This is a genomic window from Sphingomonas sp. Mn802worker (assembly GCF_000382485.1).
Taxonomy (GTDB): domain Bacteria; phylum Pseudomonadota; class Alphaproteobacteria; order Sphingomonadales; family Sphingomonadaceae; genus Sphingomonas.
The window spans coordinates 165,027-181,477 of record NZ_AORY01000012.1 but is presented as its reverse complement, the minus strand read 5'-3'; the positions used below and the strand labels follow the sequence as shown (position 1 = coordinate 181,477).

At 65.4% G+C, this 16,451-nt stretch carries 13 protein-coding genes; 5 read left to right on the top strand and 8 right to left on the bottom strand.

What is annotated here, in order from left to right:
- Positions 1–5: 5 nt before the first annotated feature.
- Positions 6–929 (top strand): LysR substrate-binding domain-containing protein, encoded by a 924-nt coding sequence (locus tag SMN802W_RS0110855; RefSeq protein ID WP_019516933.1) that lies wholly within the window; start codon positions 6–8, stop codon positions 927–929.
- A gap of 84 nt (positions 930–1,013) precedes the next feature.
- Here the strand turns inward: SMN802W_RS0110855 and SMN802W_RS0110850 are convergent, their stop codons facing one another.
- Both SMN802W_RS0110850 and SMN802W_RS0110845 read right to left on the bottom strand, forming a co-directional pair.
- Positions 1,014–3,380: a TonB-dependent receptor gene (locus SMN802W_RS0110850; protein ID WP_238560187.1), complete on the bottom strand. Its 2,367-nt coding sequence runs from the start codon at positions 3,378–3,380 to the stop codon at positions 1,014–1,016.
- 204 nt (positions 3,381–3,584) lie between these two features.
- Positions 3,585–4,853 carry an MFS transporter gene (locus SMN802W_RS0110845; protein WP_156818843.1) on the bottom strand — a complete coding sequence of 423 codons (1,269 nt, stop codon included), beginning with the start codon at positions 4,851–4,853 and terminating at the stop codon, positions 3,585–3,587.
- A 127-nt stretch (positions 4,854–4,980) separates the two neighbouring features.
- On the opposite strand from SMN802W_RS0110845, the gene SMN802W_RS0110840 reads away from it, so the two are divergent.
- From SMN802W_RS0110840 to SMN802W_RS0110825, 4 genes are read left to right on the top strand one after another with little or no spacing between them, the layout of a single operon-like run.
- Positions 4,981–6,699 carry an alpha/beta fold hydrolase gene (locus tag SMN802W_RS0110840; protein WP_156818842.1) on the top strand — a complete coding sequence of 573 codons (1,719 nt, stop codon included), beginning with the start codon at positions 4,981–4,983 and terminating at the stop codon, positions 6,697–6,699.
- Positions 6,696–8,042, top strand: coding sequence for an MFS transporter (locus SMN802W_RS0110835; RefSeq protein WP_019516929.1), 1,347 nt, complete (start codon positions 6,696–6,698; stop codon positions 8,040–8,042). Before SMN802W_RS0110840 ends, SMN802W_RS0110835 begins: the two co-directional genes overlap by 4 nt.
- Positions 8,036–9,649: an FAD-binding protein gene (locus SMN802W_RS0110830; protein WP_019516928.1), complete on the top strand. Its 1,614-nt coding sequence runs from the start codon at positions 8,036–8,038 to the stop codon at positions 9,647–9,649. The genes SMN802W_RS0110835 and SMN802W_RS0110830 overlap by 7 nt, the downstream gene beginning before the upstream one ends.
- The gene (locus SMN802W_RS0110825; protein WP_019516927.1) at positions 9,649–10,464 is read left to right on the top strand and encodes a cupin domain-containing protein; all 816 of its coding nucleotides are present in this window, start codon (positions 9,649–9,651) and stop codon (positions 10,462–10,464) included. Before SMN802W_RS0110830 ends, SMN802W_RS0110825 begins: the two co-directional genes overlap by 1 nt.
- A 43-nt stretch (positions 10,465–10,507) precedes the next feature.
- Here SMN802W_RS0110825 and SMN802W_RS0110820 read toward each other — a convergent pair whose 3' ends face one another.
- The 6 genes from SMN802W_RS0110820 to SMN802W_RS0110795 all read right to left on the bottom strand — a co-directional run bounded on the left by SMN802W_RS0110820 (position 10,508) and on the right by SMN802W_RS0110795 (position 16,406).
- Positions 10,508–11,224, bottom strand: a complete 717-nt coding sequence (locus tag SMN802W_RS0110820) for a hypothetical protein (protein WP_019516926.1) — start codon at positions 11,222–11,224, stop codon at positions 10,508–10,510.
- 30 nt (positions 11,225–11,254) lie between these two features.
- Entirely contained in the window at positions 11,255–12,088 is an 834-nt protein-coding gene (locus SMN802W_RS0110815) for an alpha/beta hydrolase (RefSeq protein WP_019516925.1), read from the bottom strand.
- A 28-nt stretch (positions 12,089–12,116) separates the two neighbouring features.
- Complete coding sequence (locus SMN802W_RS0110810) at positions 12,117–13,013, bottom strand: VOC family protein (protein WP_019516924.1); 897 nt, start codon at positions 13,011–13,013, stop codon at positions 12,117–12,119.
- 98 nt (positions 13,014–13,111) lie between these two features.
- Positions 13,112–13,726 carry a 3-isopropylmalate dehydratase small subunit gene (gene leuD / locus SMN802W_RS0110805; RefSeq protein ID WP_019516923.1) on the bottom strand — a complete coding sequence of 205 codons (615 nt, stop codon included), beginning with the start codon at positions 13,724–13,726 and terminating at the stop codon, positions 13,112–13,114.
- On the bottom strand, positions 13,723–15,168 hold the full coding sequence (locus tag SMN802W_RS0110800; protein WP_019516922.1) for a 3-isopropylmalate dehydratase large subunit: 1,446 nt from the start codon (positions 15,166–15,168) through the stop codon (positions 13,723–13,725). The genes leuD and SMN802W_RS0110800 overlap by 4 nt, the downstream gene beginning before the upstream one ends.
- Complete coding sequence (locus SMN802W_RS0110795; RefSeq protein ID WP_202951018.1) at positions 15,165–16,406, bottom strand: CaiB/BaiF CoA transferase family protein; 1,242 nt, start codon at positions 16,404–16,406, stop codon at positions 15,165–15,167. Before SMN802W_RS0110795 ends, SMN802W_RS0110800 begins: the two co-directional genes overlap by 4 nt.
- Positions 16,407–16,451 lie beyond the last annotated feature (45 nt).

Genomic DNA, 16,451 nt, shown 5'->3' with positions numbered 1-16,451 from the left:
TGGCTATGGATCTGTCCCGCCTCGATCCGGTCAAATTGCGCCATCTGGTCGCGGTCGTCGATTCAGGGTCGTTCGCCGGCGCCGCCGCGGTGTTGCGGATCAGCCAGCCGTCGATCAGCAAGAGCATTCGCGTGCTGGAGGATGCGTTCGCCACACGGCTCTTCGAGCGCGGTCGGGCGGGTGCGCGGCCGACGCGCTACACCGAGGTGCTGGTCCAGCATGCGCGAACGATCCTGGCGGAATATGAGCTCGCCGCTGCTGAACTGCGGGCGCTGACCAAGGCGGGCGAGCAGCAGCTCGCGGTCGGCGCGAGCCCCAGCATGGCGCAGGGGCTGCTGTGCGAGGCGATCGCGCGGTTCCGGCATCGCTGGCCCGAGACGATGGTGTCGGTCGACGTGCGCTTCTCGGCGCCATTGCTGGCGGAACTGCTCGGCGGCGGCCTTGATCTGGTGCTGAGCGCGCCCGAGGAGGGCGGGGTGGATGACGATCGCCTGTCACGCACGTTGCTGTTTCGCGAGCAGGACGTGCTGGTCGTCGGCGCGAACCACCCGTTGCTCGGCCGCGCCGACCTGCGCCTTGCAGCGCTGCTCGACTATCCGTGGATCGTGCCGCGTCACTCCGCGCGGCTCGATCATATCCATGCGGTGTTCGCGCGCGATCGGCTGCCGCCACCGCCGTACATGCTGCGATGCGAGGCGGGCGATCTGGCGCGCGGGTTGCTGGTGCGTGAACCGTTCATCTGCCTGATGGGTGAAGGCGTGCTGCGGTCCGACCTGGAGGCAGGACGGCTGGCGATCTTGCCGCAGCACGATTTCGCCGCCAGCCGGGGCGCGTTCCTGTTCACGCGCCGAGCTGGTCCGCCGCACATCGCCGCCTGCAACTTCGCCGGCGTGGTGATCGACCTTGCGCGAGCGGGCGAGACGCGGTGACCTAGCGCGCCAGAAGGTATGCCGACGAAGAAAAAAGGGCTGCCTTTCGGCAGCCCTTTTTTCTTCGATGTGGACGTCAGTCGATCAGAACTTGAACCACAGCCGTCCGGTGAAGCGGCGCGGATCGCCGGGGAACAGCGACAGGAAGTTCGCGGTGATCGTTTCCTGCTTGGTCAGGTTGGTTACCCCGAACGCCGCTCCCCAAGTACCTTCGTTGGCGTCGTAGGTAAGGTTCAGGTCGACGAAATTCTCCTGCGGGGCGAAGGCGGTGTTCAGCGCCGCGATCGCGTAGGAGGAATTGTGACGGTAGGCGCCCGTCAGCCCGACATCGCCGTCGAGCGCCTCGACCGGCACCTTGTAGGTGGCCCCCGTCGCGAGCTGGAACGTCGGCACGCGTAGCGGGATCGTGTCGGGGGTGATCTGCGACGTGGTCGGCACGCCCGGCGTCAGCACGGTCGACAGATAGCTGCCTTTTCCGATCGAGCCGTTGGCGAAGATGTTGAACCGCGTCGTCGGCGCGAAGATCGTCTCGAACTCGAATCCGTAGCTGCGCAGCTTGCCGGCGTTGCGCGCCAGCTGCGAGATCGTGGTCGCCGGTGGGACGATGATGCCCGAGGTCACCTGAAGGTCATTGGTGATCGCCAGATATGCGGTGCCGTTCACGCGCAGCTTGCGGTTGAAGAGATCGGATTTGAAGCCCGTCTCGTACGACCAGGTGCGCTCGGGACGGAACGGCAGTACCTGGAAGGGGACGTTGTTGGTCCCGTTCCAGCCGCCCGACTTGAAGCCGTTGGTGGCCGATGCGTAGATGATCGTGCTGGGATCGACCTGGTAGGTCAGCGCGAAGCGCGGCGTGACGCGTCTCTGCGTCTGGCTGAGCGGAATGCCGGACGCGGCGACCTGCGCGCTCGAATAACCGGCCGCACCAAGCGGATTGCTGTTGTAGGCGGGGCTGAAGAAGCGGTCGGAGAGGAAGAACGCGATGTCCTTGCGCTCCCATGTGTAGCGGGCGCCGGCGGTCAGCGTGAGCTTGGGCACGAACTCCCAATCGGCCTGCGCGTACCCGGCCGCGGTTTCCACGGCCTGCTTGAAGTGAATGTCGTTGCCATAGGTCAGGCCGTTCGAGGTCGCCCGCGCCAGCACGTAGGACGTGGTACCGCCGGAGAAGCCCGCGGTCTGAAGCTCATTGTTCTCCTTGAGGTAGAAGACGCCGGCGACGTACTTCAATCGGCCGTCAAGGAGCGAGCTAGACCATTTCAGCTCTCCGGAGTGCTGATTGTTCCTGATCTTGTCGGCGAGGATGAAGCCTGCATATTTGTTGACGGTGCTGGAGCTATAATTATTGATATAGCCCTGGTCCTGCTTGCGATAGCCGACGATCGCCTCCAGCGTACCGCCATCGGTGTCCCAGTTGACGTGCGCCGAACCGGCGTAATTGTCGGTGTTCAGACACAGACCGTTCTGCGTCGTCAGCAAGGTGGTGACGGGATCCTTGCCGCAATCGACCTTTCGCATGTTCATCGCCGCTTCGTAGAAGACCGGGGTCGTCGCCGTGCGGAACTTCGGATCGGGTGTCGGCAGCACGCGGACGCCGAAATAGGTGCCCTGGTTGTTGGTGTACTCACCCGACAGGTCGATCGTGACATTGTCGGTCGGCAGCAGTCGGATGTCGCCGCGCACGCCGTAGCTCTTGTCGCCGTTCAACCGCTCGCCGGTCGTGATGTTCTTCAGGAAGCCGTCATCGGTGACGTAGAAAGCCGAGACCTTGGTCAGGATCTTCTCCGACACCGGCAGGTCGATGCTGGTCTTAGCGGTGATGCGGTTGAACGAGCCGCCGGTCAGCTCGAACTTAGCGCCCAGCTTGTCGCTCGGCTTGCGCATGATCAGGTTCACCGCGCCGCCGGTCGTGTTGCGGCCGAACAGCGTACCTTGCGGACCGCGAAGCACCTCAACGCGCTCCGTATCGAAATACGCGTAGTTGTTGGCGTTCTGCCGCGCGACGTAGATGTCGTCGACATAGGTGCCGACCGGCGGATCGAACGTCGCCGCAGATTGCGAATTGCCGAGTCCGCGCAGGAAGTAGCCGTTGGCGGTGGCGAGGCCCGCATTGTGCTGCGAGATCATCGACGGCACGTATTTGGACACCGAGATGGCGTCGTTCAGGTTCAGCGCCTTGATCGTGGCGGGCGTGAATGCCGACACGGCGATCGGGATCGACTGGACTTTTTCCGGACGGCGCTGCGCGGTGACGACGATATCCTGAAGCGCGCCCTGACCTGCCTTGGGCGTCGGTGCCGCCGGTTCGTCGGAAGCGGCCGTGGACTGCGTGGTGAGCGCCGTGCCCTGCGGAGAAGCGGCCGTGCCCGCTGCCGTCGCGACCGGCTCCGCAGTCGTGTCTGAGCCAGCCTGCTGTTGCGCCGGTACATCCTGCGCATTGGCGGTTGAGGACATCGAGCCCGCTGCGATCGCAAGCGCGATCAAAGAAACCCTGCTGGATAAACCCGTCATCATGATACGACTCCCCACCCGAATGATGCCTGTTCCCGGTCCTGCGACAATGACATTATTGGTTATATTGTTATGCCAATAGTACAATTATATTTGCGAGAGGCTGTCAAGCGCATTCGTAAATTTCGGCAGGCTGTTGTGAGAAGCTCACACTGATCCAGCAGGGCGCGTCGACTGGCTAGGGTAGGGACCAAGAAGCAGCAGCAGCAATCCACCCGCGATCAGGCAGCCAGCGCCACCCAGCAAGGCCAGGTGGTAGCTGCCGGTCCGATCGAAGCTCAGGCCGTACAAGACCGGACCCAGTCCGCCGCCGAGCGCGATCACGGTATAGAAGCAACCGTAGATCGCGCCGTAATGCCGCTGCCCGAAATAGCGGTTGATAAGGTAAGCGAGCAGGTCGAACTCGAACCCAGCACCGAACCCGATCGCCAGAACCGCGAGATAAGCATGCGTGGTACTGACGGTGCTGCCGGTCAGCAGCCAGGATCCGATGGCGGGGATCAGCAGTACGCCAAGCGCGCATAGCGGCGCCCAGATGCGATCGAGCAGCCAGCCACCGATAATGCGGCCTGCGATGACGGCGAGCCCGAAGCTGGCGGTGATGCGCCCGATCGCGGGCAGTTCGAAATGAAACGTCTTGAGGATGTTCTCCATGTTCGGGGTCGGCGCGGTGAGCGCGAAGGCGATCATCAGGAACGCCGCGACCAGGATCCAGAAACGCCGTCCGCGCAGCGCCTCGGCCAGGGTCACGCCGTATTCGGTCGCGCGCTCCGCCGATGATTCGGCGCCCGTGTTCACGTCCGTTTGACGCTCGCGAAAGAGCCAAAGGACGGCGGGAACGCCGATCACGATCGGCAGCAGGCCGATGACCGCGAACGCGGTGCGCCAGCCAAAGCTCAGGATCAGCCACGCGGTAAATGGCTTGATGAGGAACCCTGTCAGCCCCGTTCCCGTGCTGGCGACGCCGAGCGCAAGCCCGCGATTACGGTCGAACCAGCCGTTGACGACGCGCGTCCAGGTTGCCGACAGCGTGCCCGCGCCAAGCACCGACATCACCACCCACTGCGCGTAAAAGACGATCAGCGATCCGTTGTTCAGCGACAGGCTCATGAAACACAGGCCGAACAGCAGCAGCGACACGATCGCGATCTGCCTGGCGCCGTAACGGTCGATCATGACGCCGACGATCGGGCTGACCAGCATGACCACGCCGGACTGGACCGCGATGCTGCCCATCATCGAGGCGAAGCTCCAGCCGAACGCCTTCGACAGCTCCGGCGCGAACATGCCGATGGTGTAGAACGGCAACGGGCTTAGTCCCACCGCGACGCCGATCATCGCCGCGATCACGACGAGCCAACCCTGCCGCGTCTCGATGCTGTCGCTGCCCGCTTCCCAAGCCGTTGTATTTTTCATCATCTTTTTCCTCGGGTCTGGACAAGCCAGCCATGTTGCCGCAGCATTCGTTATAAGAATATATCAAATGGTTCCATGCAAGCCCCCTGGCGGGCAAATGGCGGCCAAGCTGGAGAAATGTGAGCTGATGACAGCGAACACGGCCGTTTCCGGCGCGATGCCCATCGTGCGCAAGGGCTATGTCACGGTAGATGGCCGGCTGGTTCACTACCGTTATGCAGGTGCAGGTCCGGCACTGGTCATGCTGCACGATTCACCGCGCTCCTCCCGTCTGCACATCGCGACCATGACGCGGCTCGCGGCGCAGTTCCGCGTCTTCGCACTCGACACGCCGGGCTATGGCGGCTCGGCGCCGCTGCCGGATGCCGTGCCAACAATCGCCGAATTCGGCGTGGCGCTGGAGCAGGCCTTGGAGGCGATGGGACTGTCGTACGCCCCGCTTTATGCGACGCATACCAGCGCGAAGATCGCGCTCGATTATGCCGCGCGCACGAACAAGCCGTCGCGGCTGATCCTCGACGGTCTGTCGATCCCGCTCCGCGCGCCCGATGCCGACTTCATTGCCGCCTATATGCGCCCGTTCGAGTTGGACGATGCCGGCGCATATCTGGCGCGGGAGTGGACGCGGCTGCGTGACATGCTGCGCTGGTTCCCGTGGTTCAGCCAGACACCGCCAAACCGAATGGCGATCGACGCGCGCAGCGATGCGTGGATCGCGGACTACGCGATCGACCTGTTGTCGGCTGGTCCGTCCTACTCATCCGCCTATGCCGCGGCGATGCGATACGATCCGATGCCGGCGCTGCAGGCGGTCCGGTGTCCCACGGTCATAGCAGCGCGGACCGACGATGTGCTGTATGCGTCGCTCGACCGCGTGCCAGCCGATGCCAACAGCGCGCTAACCGTCGTACGGCTGCCGGCCGATGATCGCGCCTGGTACGACTGGCTCGCCGAGGCGGCGGCGGGCGGTCCCGATGTCGCACCGCTTAGTCAGCTGCATGGAAAAGCGTGCTACGTCGACCTGCCATATGGGCAGATGCTGGTGCATCGCGGCAACGTCGGCGGCGGCCGACCGCTGCTGATCCTGGAGGCGCCGACGACGCTGCACGCGCGGCGATGGCAGGCAGCGTTCGTCGATCGTGAGACGATCGTGCCCGAGCTGCCTGGCTACGGCGACTCGGATGCGCTGCCCGCTCCGTCAGTGGATGCGCTGGTCGAGGCAATCGGCGTTATGCTGGACGGTCTCGGGCACGAGCGGGTCGACGTGGTGGCAACCGGGTTCGCGACGCCGATCGCCGCCGCCTTCGCGGCCGCGCGGACCGATCGCGTAGGGTCGCTCGTGCTCGATGGTTGCTTGGGGTTGGATGACGAGCGCCGGGCCGAGATCGCCGCCGCGATCTGCCCGGCAATCGAGCACGACCGGGCGGGCGCACACCTGCATCGTATCTGGCACATGCTGCGCGATGGCGAGGCGCAATGGCCGTGGTTCGATGACGCGCCGACGGCGCATCGCGCCCTGTCGCCGACGTTGCACGCGGAGGCGCTGCACCCCGAATTGCTCGCCATTTTGAAGCAACCAGAACGCTACGGCGATGCGACCCGCGCCGCGATCAAGCGCCGCGGCGACGCGCGATATCCGGTGCAGCCCCGTCCGACGCTGGTGTTCACGCGTGACGACGATCCGGCCTATTCGGCCGCGTCGGCGGTGGCGGCAACGCTGCCGCACGCGCGCATGGTCGAACGGGCGCCTGAGATCGCTGCCGCAGCGGAGCAAGCACGCGCGTTCCTCGATGCGCCTGTTGACCGCTCGGCGGCAAACATCTCCATCAAGGCCAGTGCGGCATGAGCGCGTCGACCATGTCCAACGCCTCCGAAGCATCATGGCCGCGGCGCAATTACGCCTGGTACGTCGTCGCGTGCCTGACGATCGCCTATGCGCTGGCGATCCTCGACCGGGTGTCGATCGGCCTGCTGATCACCCCGTTGCAGGCGGCGTTGAAGATCAACGACACGCAATTCGGCCTGTTGCAGGGCATGGCGTTCAGCATCTGCTATTCCGTGCTCGGGCTTCCGCTGGGCATGTTGTGCGACCGGTCGCACCGTGTGTCCGTGTTGATCGGCGGGCTGGTGTTGTGGAGCTTCGCGACAATCGGCTGCTCGTTCGCGGCGACGTTCCATCAACTGTTCGTCGCGCGGATGCTGGTCGGGATCGGCGAAGCGGCGCTGGTGCCGGTGGCGACCTCGCTGATCGCGGATTATTTCGCACCGCAGATCCGGCCAAAGGCGTACGGCGTCTTCGTCACGGGCAGCTCGCTTGGCACCGCAGCCGCTTTTACGCTGTCGGGGTTGTTCCTGTCTTGGGCCGACCGGCTGATCGCACTGGTGCCGGTGTTCAACGGCATGGCGGCGTGGCAGGTCGTGTTCATCCTGTGCGGCGCGCCGGGTCTCGTTCTGGCGCTCGTTCTGCTCGTCTCGTTTCGTGAGCCCAAGCGCCATGGCGTCGTGTCGGTCGCACAGGGTTTTTCGCTAGGTCCGATCATGGCGCTGTTCCGCGCGCATCCCAAAGCCTTTGCGACGCTGATGATCGGCACCGTGCTCAACCTCGTCTGCGTATACGCGATCGTCGGCTGGTTTCCGGCGCTGTTCATCCGCGCGCACGGCTGGTCGGCGGCGAAGACCGGCTATGCGCTCGGCGCGGTCGGTTTGCCGATCAGCACGCTGGCCGCGTTCAGCAGCGGCTGGGTGATCGCGTGGTTGATGAAGCACGGTCACCGCGACGCGCCGATGATCGCGGCAATCACCTGCGGATGCTCGATGGCGGTATTTGGCGCGCTCGGCTGCGTCGTTCCCTCCGCGGCGCTCGCGTTGGCGCTCTACGGCCTGAACGCGTTGTTTGTGAACTGGAACATCTCGGCGGTCTATTCCGGGATATCGCAGATCACGCCCAATGAGCTGCGCGGACAGGTGATGGCGTTGCACAACATCTGCTCCGGCCTGATCGCGCTGACCGCTGGCAATTTCATCGTCGGCTTTCTGTCCGACACGATCTTCCACCAGGCAGGCGGGATTTCCTACGCGCTCGGCCTGGTCTTCCTCTTCTTCGGCCTGTGCGCCGCGGTTCTGCTCGCGTTCGGGCGGGCTGCGTTCCGCGACGCGGTGCAGGCGTATAGCGAAAGGCAAGCATGTTGACCCAGGATGCAGTGATTGAACGCAGCGCCACCGACAACCTGACCGAGCGGTTGCGAGACCTACTTGGTGAGGAAGGGCTCCTGTTCGGCGAGGAGAACCGGCGCCTGTATTCCGCCGACCTGTACGGTGCGGGCGGGCTGGTGTCGGCGGTAATACGGCCCGGCTCAATCGAGGAGTTGAGCGCGGCGGTGCGTGCGATCGCGCCGACCGGCTTGCCGCTGCTGCCGCGTGGCGGCGGGCTGACCTACGTGCAAGGCTATGTCTCGCCGGACGAGGGTGGCGTCGCGGTCGACCTGCGCCGCATGAACCGGATCATCGACATCGACACCGACAGCATGCTGCTGACGGTCGAAGCGGGCGTGACCTGGATGCAGATCTACGAGGCGTTGCGTCCACTGGGCCTGCGTCTGCCGTTCTTCGGCACCTTCTCCGGGCGTGGTGCGACCGTCGGCGGCGGACTGTCGAACGGCGCGCTGTTCCTGGGCACCGCGCGCTACGGCACCGCGGCGGAGATCGTGCTGGGGATGCAGCTGGTGCTGGCGGACGGATCGGTGCTGCACACCGGTCAAACGGCGGTTCGCGCCGCGACGCGCAGCTTCACGCGCACCTTCGGGCCCGACACGACGGGGCTGTTCACCCACGATGCCGGCGCGCTGGGGATCAAGGCGGTGGTGACGTTGCGGATGATCCGCGCGCCAGCCCATACCGATTACCTGTCGTTCGGTTTTCAGGATCGCGACGCCGCGGTGCGGGCTTTGTGCGAGGTCGGCCGCGCCGAGCTGGCCGAAGATTGCTATATGATGGACCCCGACAAGACGCGTCAGGCACTTGCCGCGCCGGGCGATTTCGTTCGTGACGCCAAGACACTGCTGAAGGTCGTCGCGCAGGAAAAGGGGCTGCTGCGTGGATTGAAGGCGGGCGCGCAGCTGGCGATGGCAGGGCGCGATTTTGTCGAAGCGGGCTGCTTCTCGCTCCACCTCGTGCTCGCCGGCCGGACGCGCGGCGCGGTGGAAGGTGACATGGCGCTGGCACGGCAACTGGTTGCGCAGGCCGGCGGCAGTGAATTGCCGAATTCGATCCCGAAGGCCGGTCGCGCCGATCCGTTCTCGCCGCTTGATGCTGTGCTCGGGCATACCGGCGATCGTTGGATCGCGCTGAACGCGAAGGTCGCGCACCGCGATGCAAAGCCGCTGGTCGACGCGGCGGAGGCGCTGCTCGCGCGGCACAAGCGCGCGCTCGACGACCACGGCGTCGTCGTGTCGCGACTGCTGACGGTCATCAGCAACCACGTCTTCAGCTACGAACCCGTCTTCAACTGGCACGATGCCTGGTTGCCGATGCATCATGCATCGATCGGCGAGGATACCCGCGCCCGGCTGACCGAGCCGACCGATGCCGCCGCGGCACGCGAGCTGGTGATGCGCGTGCGGGCCGAGTTGATCGACCTGTTCGCGCAGGTCGGCGCGCAATCGAACCAGATCGGCCGCACCTATCCTTATGCATCGGTGCTGCGGCCAGAGGCCCTGGCGCTGCTGCACGGCGTGAAACGAACGGTCGATCCGCACAACCGCGTCAATCCCGGCGTACTCGGTCTGGGAGAAGCATGATGGCACGTTCGTATATCGAATTCGTGCAAACCCAGAACGTCGACTGGGAGCTGCAATCGGACGGCAGCGAGATCAAGCGGCTGAACGTTGATCCCGTCGATGGAGAGGAAACGTACATCGTCCGCTATCCCGCGGGCTACGCCGCCGCCGACCGCGGCCTCGAGGACCGCGCCGAAGAATATCTCGTGCTCGACGGCGACATCCGCGTCGGCGGAAGGATGCAGCGGTACCATTGCTACGGGTTCACGCCGCGTGGGGAAAGTGCGGGCGGGCGGGAAACGGAGGGCGGTGCGACGCTGCTCGTCTTCCGCTATGGCCGTAGCGACCCGAACAGTGCAAGCGGCGCGTCGGAGGCGCTGGCCGTCGACCCGGCGACACTCGCGTGGGACATGTCGCCGAGCGTCGCGCATATCGCGCACCTGCGGCTGGCGCGGAAGGTCTTGCGGCTGGGCCCCAACGACAGCTCGCGCACGTTTCTGCTGATCGGATTGCCGCATGGCATCCCCGACCGACCCGAAATGCCGGCGGAGATCCATGACCATTTCGAGGAAATGTTCATGCTGCAGGGCGAGATGTGGACGCCCGAAGGATTGATTCGTCCCGGCGCCTATTTCTACCGCCCGGCAGAGATCGTCCACGGCCCGCACGTGTCCGAAGCGGGGTTCTTTCAGATCATGCGTGCGGGCGCGAACTATGTCCGCACGACCTGGACCGATCCGCTGCCGTTGCCGATCGGCCAGCCTTATGCGCCCAAGATACCCGAGGGTACGCCGGCCGGCTGGACCAGGCCATGGAGCGGCGGCGGCGCGTTCTAGGTCTCGACCGGCGGCGTCCTGCGCCGCCGGTTTGCCCAAGCGATCAGCGGCGGGTCAGTTCGACCAGCTCATACCACGTCATCATGTAGCCATCGACACCGCCTTTCAGGAAGATCGCGTCGTCGTCCGCCGTTACCCAGACGTGATAATCGGGGTGACCGCCCGCCATCGTCGCCTCGGGATCGGTGAACTTGTAGTGCGAGGCATCGAACGTTCCCGCCTTCACGGTCACCGTCTCGTCACCGACATATTCGAGCGTCAGGTTGGTTTCCGCGATGATCGGCGGCGTCGCGCCGCGGTGGTCGGGTGATGGCAGGAAAGTGCGGAACTTGCGCGAATGCGGCCCCTTGGTCTTGTCCATCTTTTTAGTGATATAGGCGTCGCCCGCGATCGGGTGCGTGCCGAACCCGTCGAAGTCGCCGCCGAACGGCACCTTTTGCGACACCCGACCGATCGCCGGACCGAAGCTTTCGCACTCCACATGCGTGTCGGTGATGCGGAACAGACCGGCGCCCATGAACTGATCGCCGACCATCAAACGGACGTAGCAGTCGGTCGGCATGTCGTTCGCATCGAGGCTGTAGACGATGTCGCGCATCACCGTCGGCTCCGGCTCCTCGATCTCGCACAAGGCACGCATCGTCCGGCTGCCATCGGTGTGCTTGGTGAAAGTGAAGAACTCGCGACCGCGCTCCTCACCTTCGCGCCCGGGTTTGCGGGACGTGTAGAGGATCGTCCCCATGATCACGGTGTGCTTCATCGATGCTCTCTCCTGTGAAGGGTTGAAAAATCAGGCATGGTCGGCGAGGAAGCCGCGGATCGCGGCCGCGCGCGTGGCGGCGAAATCGGGCGCGTCGAAGCGCGGTAGCGCGACGTAGCGCTGATCGGGCACAAACGCGGCGAGCGCGGCCGTGCTGTCGAGCAGCGGATCGTTCTCGCCCGCGATCAGCAGCGTCGGGCGGGTCAGCAGCGGCAGCCGCGCCTCCGCATCCCATTTGAACGCGGCACGGTAGTTCAGGTGATAGGTCTCGTTCGCCTTCAGCACCTCTACCACCCAGGCGTGGATGTCGGCCGCGCTGCCCAGCCCATTATCGCGCCGTCCGCCGCGCGTGCGATCGTACCACGGGAAGAAGAGGTACTGGTCGCGACAGAACTGGAACACGCGCGCGAGGTACGCGCCATCGCGGTCGGCGGGGAAGGGGAAGGCGTAGTTCGCCAGCACGTCCTCGAGCTCTGCAGGCGTCATTTGACTGACGCCGTCGAGCACCACCGCGTTGATGCGATCGGGCGCCAGAATGGCGAGCTCGGCCGCAATCGCCGCGCCGGTGTGCGAGCCGTACAGGTCGACGCGGTCGACCTGGATCGCATCAAGGAAGCGCGTGCCGACGTCGGCCAGGTCGACGATCGTCGGTTCGCGGTCGAACAACGGAACGCTGTCGCCGTTGCCGGCGGTATCCGGCGCGATGACGCGGTGCGTGCGCGCAAATTCGGTGATGAAGCCCAACAGCTGCCGCGAGCTGCCCGGCGAGGCGTGCAGCATCAGCAACGGGCGGCCCGCGCCGGCGTGGCGGTAATGAACCTGTCCGTGCGACAGGTCGGCGAAGGCGCGCTTAACGTCGGTCATGCTGGTGAACCCTTTTCGGATCGCGTGGTCAGGCGATGGCGTCGCCTTCGATGATCTCGATCAGCGCGCCCTCGGGTGTCTTCAGCACCCCGGTGCGGCGTCCATCGTACAATGGTCCGTCACGGCGCTGCGGCGGCGTCAGCCAGTGGTCGGCGAAGCGATCGAAATCGGGATGCATCATCGTCATGATCGAAACGCCGGGCGGCAGGGCGCCGTCGTGCCCGGTCCGGGGCGCAGCTGCAGCAGGATATTGATCGAGCTCGATAAAGGTCTTACCGTTCCAACGCGCGAGGCACAGCGACGTCTTGTCCTCGGCATTGAGGCCGAAGGCGAGCTGGATCATCGAATAACGGATCGACACCGGATCGGTCACCTCAAGCCCCAGCACGTCGCGAGTCCACGCCCTTGTCGCTTCCAGATCGGGGCAAGCGAGCACGAGAATAAAGGGCCGGTCGACCAGCGATCTCGGCACCGGCAAACCGCTGCCGGGATCATCGGTCTTGATCTCGGTCAGATAGACGGTTTCAAGGTCGGGCCCGCGCACCTGCATAGGCTTGACGGTCGGGAAGCCTTCGAGCGGCTTGGGCTGACCGATCACGTCGAAGTGGGGCGACGCGATCATGCGCGTGTTCACCGCCTCCACATCCTGCACGCAGATCTCGATCGCGGCCCAGCCGTGAGTTCGGATCGGCTTGTAGTCGGGTTCGACCGCGCCCTCTACGAAGCGCAGGAACACCGGCGTGCCCGATGACGGCTGCATCACGGCATAGGCGCGCCCGGCAGTTGCGGGCGTCATCCAGGCCGCGGCGAGCTCTGGCGACACACTTCCCTGATCGACCAGTTGATAGTCGAGTTCGCGTGTGTAGCGATCAACTGCTGCCGCTACGTCGTAAACCGTGTGGGTCGCACATTTCAGAAGCGTCACGCGCCTTCTCTCCCCGACGAGGCCGACCGACGATCAACCGTGCTGTGATTTGATATACAATTAGTACATATTGCAAGCGTCATGTGCGACGTAGCGGCTTATTCGCCCAAATAGATCCACGGTCGCGCCGTGCGATCGGCCGCGCGGAAAGCCTGGATCGCCGCGCGGTTCTTGAGCGTGAGCTCGACCGCGTCGAGCCCTTCCATCAGCATGACGCGGGGCTCGTCCTCAAGGCTGAAGGACCACGACGTTTCGCCGGCCGAGACCGTCATCCGCGACAGGTCGACGTCGACCGGCGTGCCGGCCTCTGCAAGCATCGCCAGCGCCGTGACCGCGTCGTTCGGCAGCACGACGGGCGCAAGGCCATTGCGCACGCAATTTCCCTGAAAGATCGGGCTGAACGACGGTGCGATCACGACGCGAAAGCCGTATTCGGCCAGCGCCCAGACGGCATGTTCGCGGCTCGATCCGCAGCCAAAGTTCGCGCCGGACACTAATATCTTCGCGCCCGCATAGCGCGAGGCGTTGAGAACGAAGGCCGGATCGGGATCGCGCGAACCGGGCGTCCGGTAGCGCCAACCGGCGAACAGGCCGTCGGCCAGTCCCGTCTTCGACACCGACTTCATCTCGCGCGACGGAATGATCGCGTCAGTATCGACATTGTCGCGCAGCAGCGGCGCCGCGATCGATGTCAGGCGTACTAGCGGCGTCATGCCAGCGGCTCCAGTTTACGCGGATCGGCGATCACGCCGGCGATGGCGGAAGCGGCGACCGTTTCGGGCGAGGCGATGTGCGTGCGGGTGCCTGGCCCCTGGCGGCTTTCGAAGTTGCGGTTGGTCGAGCTGATCACGCGCTCCTGTGCGCCGAAGCTTTCGCCACCGGCGAAGAAGCACATCGAGCATCCCGCCTCGCGCCACTCGAACCCGGCGGATCGGAAGATCGCGTCGAGCCCTTCGCGTTCGGCGGCCTGTTTCACCTGCGTCGAGCCGGGTACGCAGATCGCGCGTATACCGGGCGCGACCGTGCGCCCGTCAAGGATCGCAGCGGCGCGGCGCAGGTCGGAGAGCCGGCTGTTGGTGCACGAGCCGATAAAGGCGGCATCGATCGGCAGCCCCTCAACCGGTCGCCCGGGCGTCACGTCCATATAGGCGATCGCACGGTCATAGTCGCTGCGTCCCACCGAGCCGTCGAGCGCCTCGAACACCGGCACTGCCGCATCGAGCGGAACGCCGTGCTGCGGGCTGGTGCCCCAGGTGACCATCGGCGCGACCTCGGCGGCGTCGATCACGTGCTCGACCGCGAACGGTGCGCCGTCCTGGCTGGCGAGCAGGCGCCACTCGGCGACGGCGGCATCCCACGCAGCGCCTTTGGGCGCGAACGGACAATCGCGCAGATAGGCGAAGGTCTTGTCATCGGGGGCGATGATCGCACCGAAGGCGGCAAGCTCGGTCGCCATGTTGCACAAGGTCATGCGCGCTTCCATGTTGAGCGCGGTCACCGCCGGACCGGCGAACTCGACCACGTGCCGCTTCGCGCCGCCGGAGCCGAGCCGGCGGACGATATGGAGCGCCAGATCCTTTGCGGTCACGCCAAGCCCAAGTTGTCCGGTGATCGTGATCCGCATGTCCAGCGGCCGCTCGACCCGGAGCGTCATGGTCGCCAGCGCATGTTCCGCCTCGCTGGAGCCGATTCCCCAAGCGAGCGCGCCGAACGCGCCCTGCGTACAGGTGTGGCTGTCGGGACAGGTCAGCGTTGCGCCGGGCAGCACGATGCCCTGCTCGGGCGAGATGACGTGGACGATGCCCTGACGCGGATCGTGCAGGTCGAACAGGGTGATGCCGTGCCGCCGCGCGCCGTCGCGTGTGATCGTCAAAAACGCCTTGCCGGTCGGCATCAGCGTATCGTCGCTACGGCCGGGGAAGGTATCGACGATGTGGTCCATGGTTGCGAACACTTGCGCCGGCGCCAGCACGCTTCGTCCGGCCTCGTCCAGGCTGCGCAGCGCAACCCCGCCGGTGCGCTCGTGCAGCAGCAAGCGATCAATCGCGAGCAGCGCGGTATCGCCGCTCAACGGGCAGACGACGTGCGCGTCCCAGATCATTCCGGCCAGCGTGCGCGGTGTCCCGCCGTCGCCGCCATGCGGCGCTGCCGTCATGCGGTCTGCTCTTGCCCGGCGAGATCGCGAACAGACTTAGCCAGAGTACCGATCGCACCGCTTTCGTGCAGGGCGGCGATCTCGGTCGCGCCGAAACCGAAGTCACGCAGGACATCCTCGCCGTCTTCACCGGGATGCGGCAGGTCGCGGCGGACGCCCGGAATGCGACCATCGATCTCCAGCGGCAGCGCGGGCAAGCGGATCGCGCGGCCATCGTTGAGCGTCAGGTCGACCAGTCCGCCGCTGGCGTTGAGGTGCGGATCGTCGAACAGGTCCTGCGGCCGGGCAATCGGTGCGAAGGCGACGCCCGCGCGCTCCAGGCGATCGAGCAGCTCGGCGCGGCTGTGCTGCGCCATGATCGCGCGCACGACCGGTACGATCGTTTCGCGGGCGAGCACGCGTTCATTGTTGGTCGCGAAGCGCGGGTCGCGGCCGACCTCGCCCAGATCGAACGCGGCGGTGAAGCTTTTCCACTGCCCGTCGCTGACCACGCCGACGAATAGCAGCTCGTCGGGATTGAGCGTCTCGAACACGTCATAGATCGCCCAGGCAGAGATGCGGTTGGGCATCGGAGCGGCGGCCTGACCGGTGACGGCCATCTGCGCCATATGCTGCCCGACCATGAAGGCCGTGGTCTCGAACAGCGACGCGCGCACCGATGCGCCGCCGTCGCCCCTGGTGCGCGCGAGCAGCGTTGCAAGGATGCCGATCGCGCCGAACATGCCGCCTGCGATGTCGATCACCGATGCGCCCGCACGCAGCGGACGACCCGGCGGCCCGGTCATGTAGGCGAGACCGCCCATCATCTGCGCGACTTCATCAAGCGCCGAACGATGCTCGTACGGGCCGGTCAGGAACCCCTTGGTCGAACAATAGATCAGGTCGGGGTTGACCTTGCGCAATGCCTCCGCCCCAAGGCCAAGCTTGTCGAGCGCGCCGGGTCGATAATTCTCGATCACCACGTCCGCCCCGCGCACCAGGCGGATCGCGGCATCGCGCCCGGCAACGCTTTTCAGGTCGATGCAGATGCTGCGCTTGTTGCGGTTGAACATCGGGAAATAACCCGAACCCGAACCCAGCAGACGACGCGTGTTGTCGCCGCCGATCGGCTCCACCTTCACCACGTCGGCCCCAAGGTCGGCCAGCACCGCGCCCGTCAGCGGGCCCATTACCATGTGGCTGAATTCAACAACCTTGATCCCCGCGAGGGGGAGCCCCTTTAGATCGTCTGCCACCATCATGCCCCTCCCGAACGACGCCCCGCCGTCAGGCACATTTGATAT

Excerpts from the sequence above, each read along its gene's own strand:
- SMN802W_RS0110855 (WP_019516933.1), top strand. The coding sequence starts at position 6 with ATGGATCTGTCCCGCCTCGATCCGGTCAAATTGCGCCATCTGGTCGCG.
- SMN802W_RS0110850 (WP_238560187.1), bottom strand. The coding sequence starts at position 3,380 with ATGTCCTCAACCGCCAATGCGCAGGATGTACCGGCGCAACAGCAGGCT.
- SMN802W_RS0110845 (WP_156818843.1), bottom strand. The coding sequence starts at position 4,853 with ATGAAAAATACAACGGCTTGGGAAGCGGGCAGCGACAGCATCGAGACG.
- SMN802W_RS0110840 (WP_156818842.1), top strand. The coding sequence starts at position 4,981 with ATGACAGCGAACACGGCCGTTTCCGGCGCGATGCCCATCGTGCGCAAG.
- SMN802W_RS0110835 (WP_019516929.1), top strand. The coding sequence starts at position 6,696 with ATGAGCGCGTCGACCATGTCCAACGCCTCCGAAGCATCATGGCCGCGG.
- SMN802W_RS0110830 (WP_019516928.1), top strand. The coding sequence starts at position 8,036 with ATGTTGACCCAGGATGCAGTGATTGAACGCAGCGCCACCGACAACCTG.
- SMN802W_RS0110825 (WP_019516927.1), top strand. The coding sequence starts at position 9,649 with ATGGCACGTTCGTATATCGAATTCGTGCAAACCCAGAACGTCGACTGG.
- SMN802W_RS0110820 (WP_019516926.1), bottom strand. The coding sequence starts at position 11,224 with ATGAAGCACACCGTGATCATGGGGACGATCCTCTACACGTCCCGCAAA.
- SMN802W_RS0110815 (WP_019516925.1), bottom strand. The coding sequence starts at position 12,088 with ATGACCGACGTTAAGCGCGCCTTCGCCGACCTGTCGCACGGACAGGTT.
- leuD (WP_019516923.1), bottom strand. The coding sequence starts at position 13,726 with ATGACGCCGCTAGTACGCCTGACATCGATCGCGGCGCCGCTGCTGCGC.
- SMN802W_RS0110800 (WP_019516922.1), bottom strand. The coding sequence starts at position 15,168 with ATGACGGCAGCGCCGCATGGCGGCGACGGCGGGACACCGCGCACGCTG.
- SMN802W_RS0110795 (WP_202951018.1), bottom strand. The coding sequence starts at position 16,406 with ATGGTGGCAGACGATCTAAAGGGGCTCCCCCTCGCGGGGATCAAGGTT.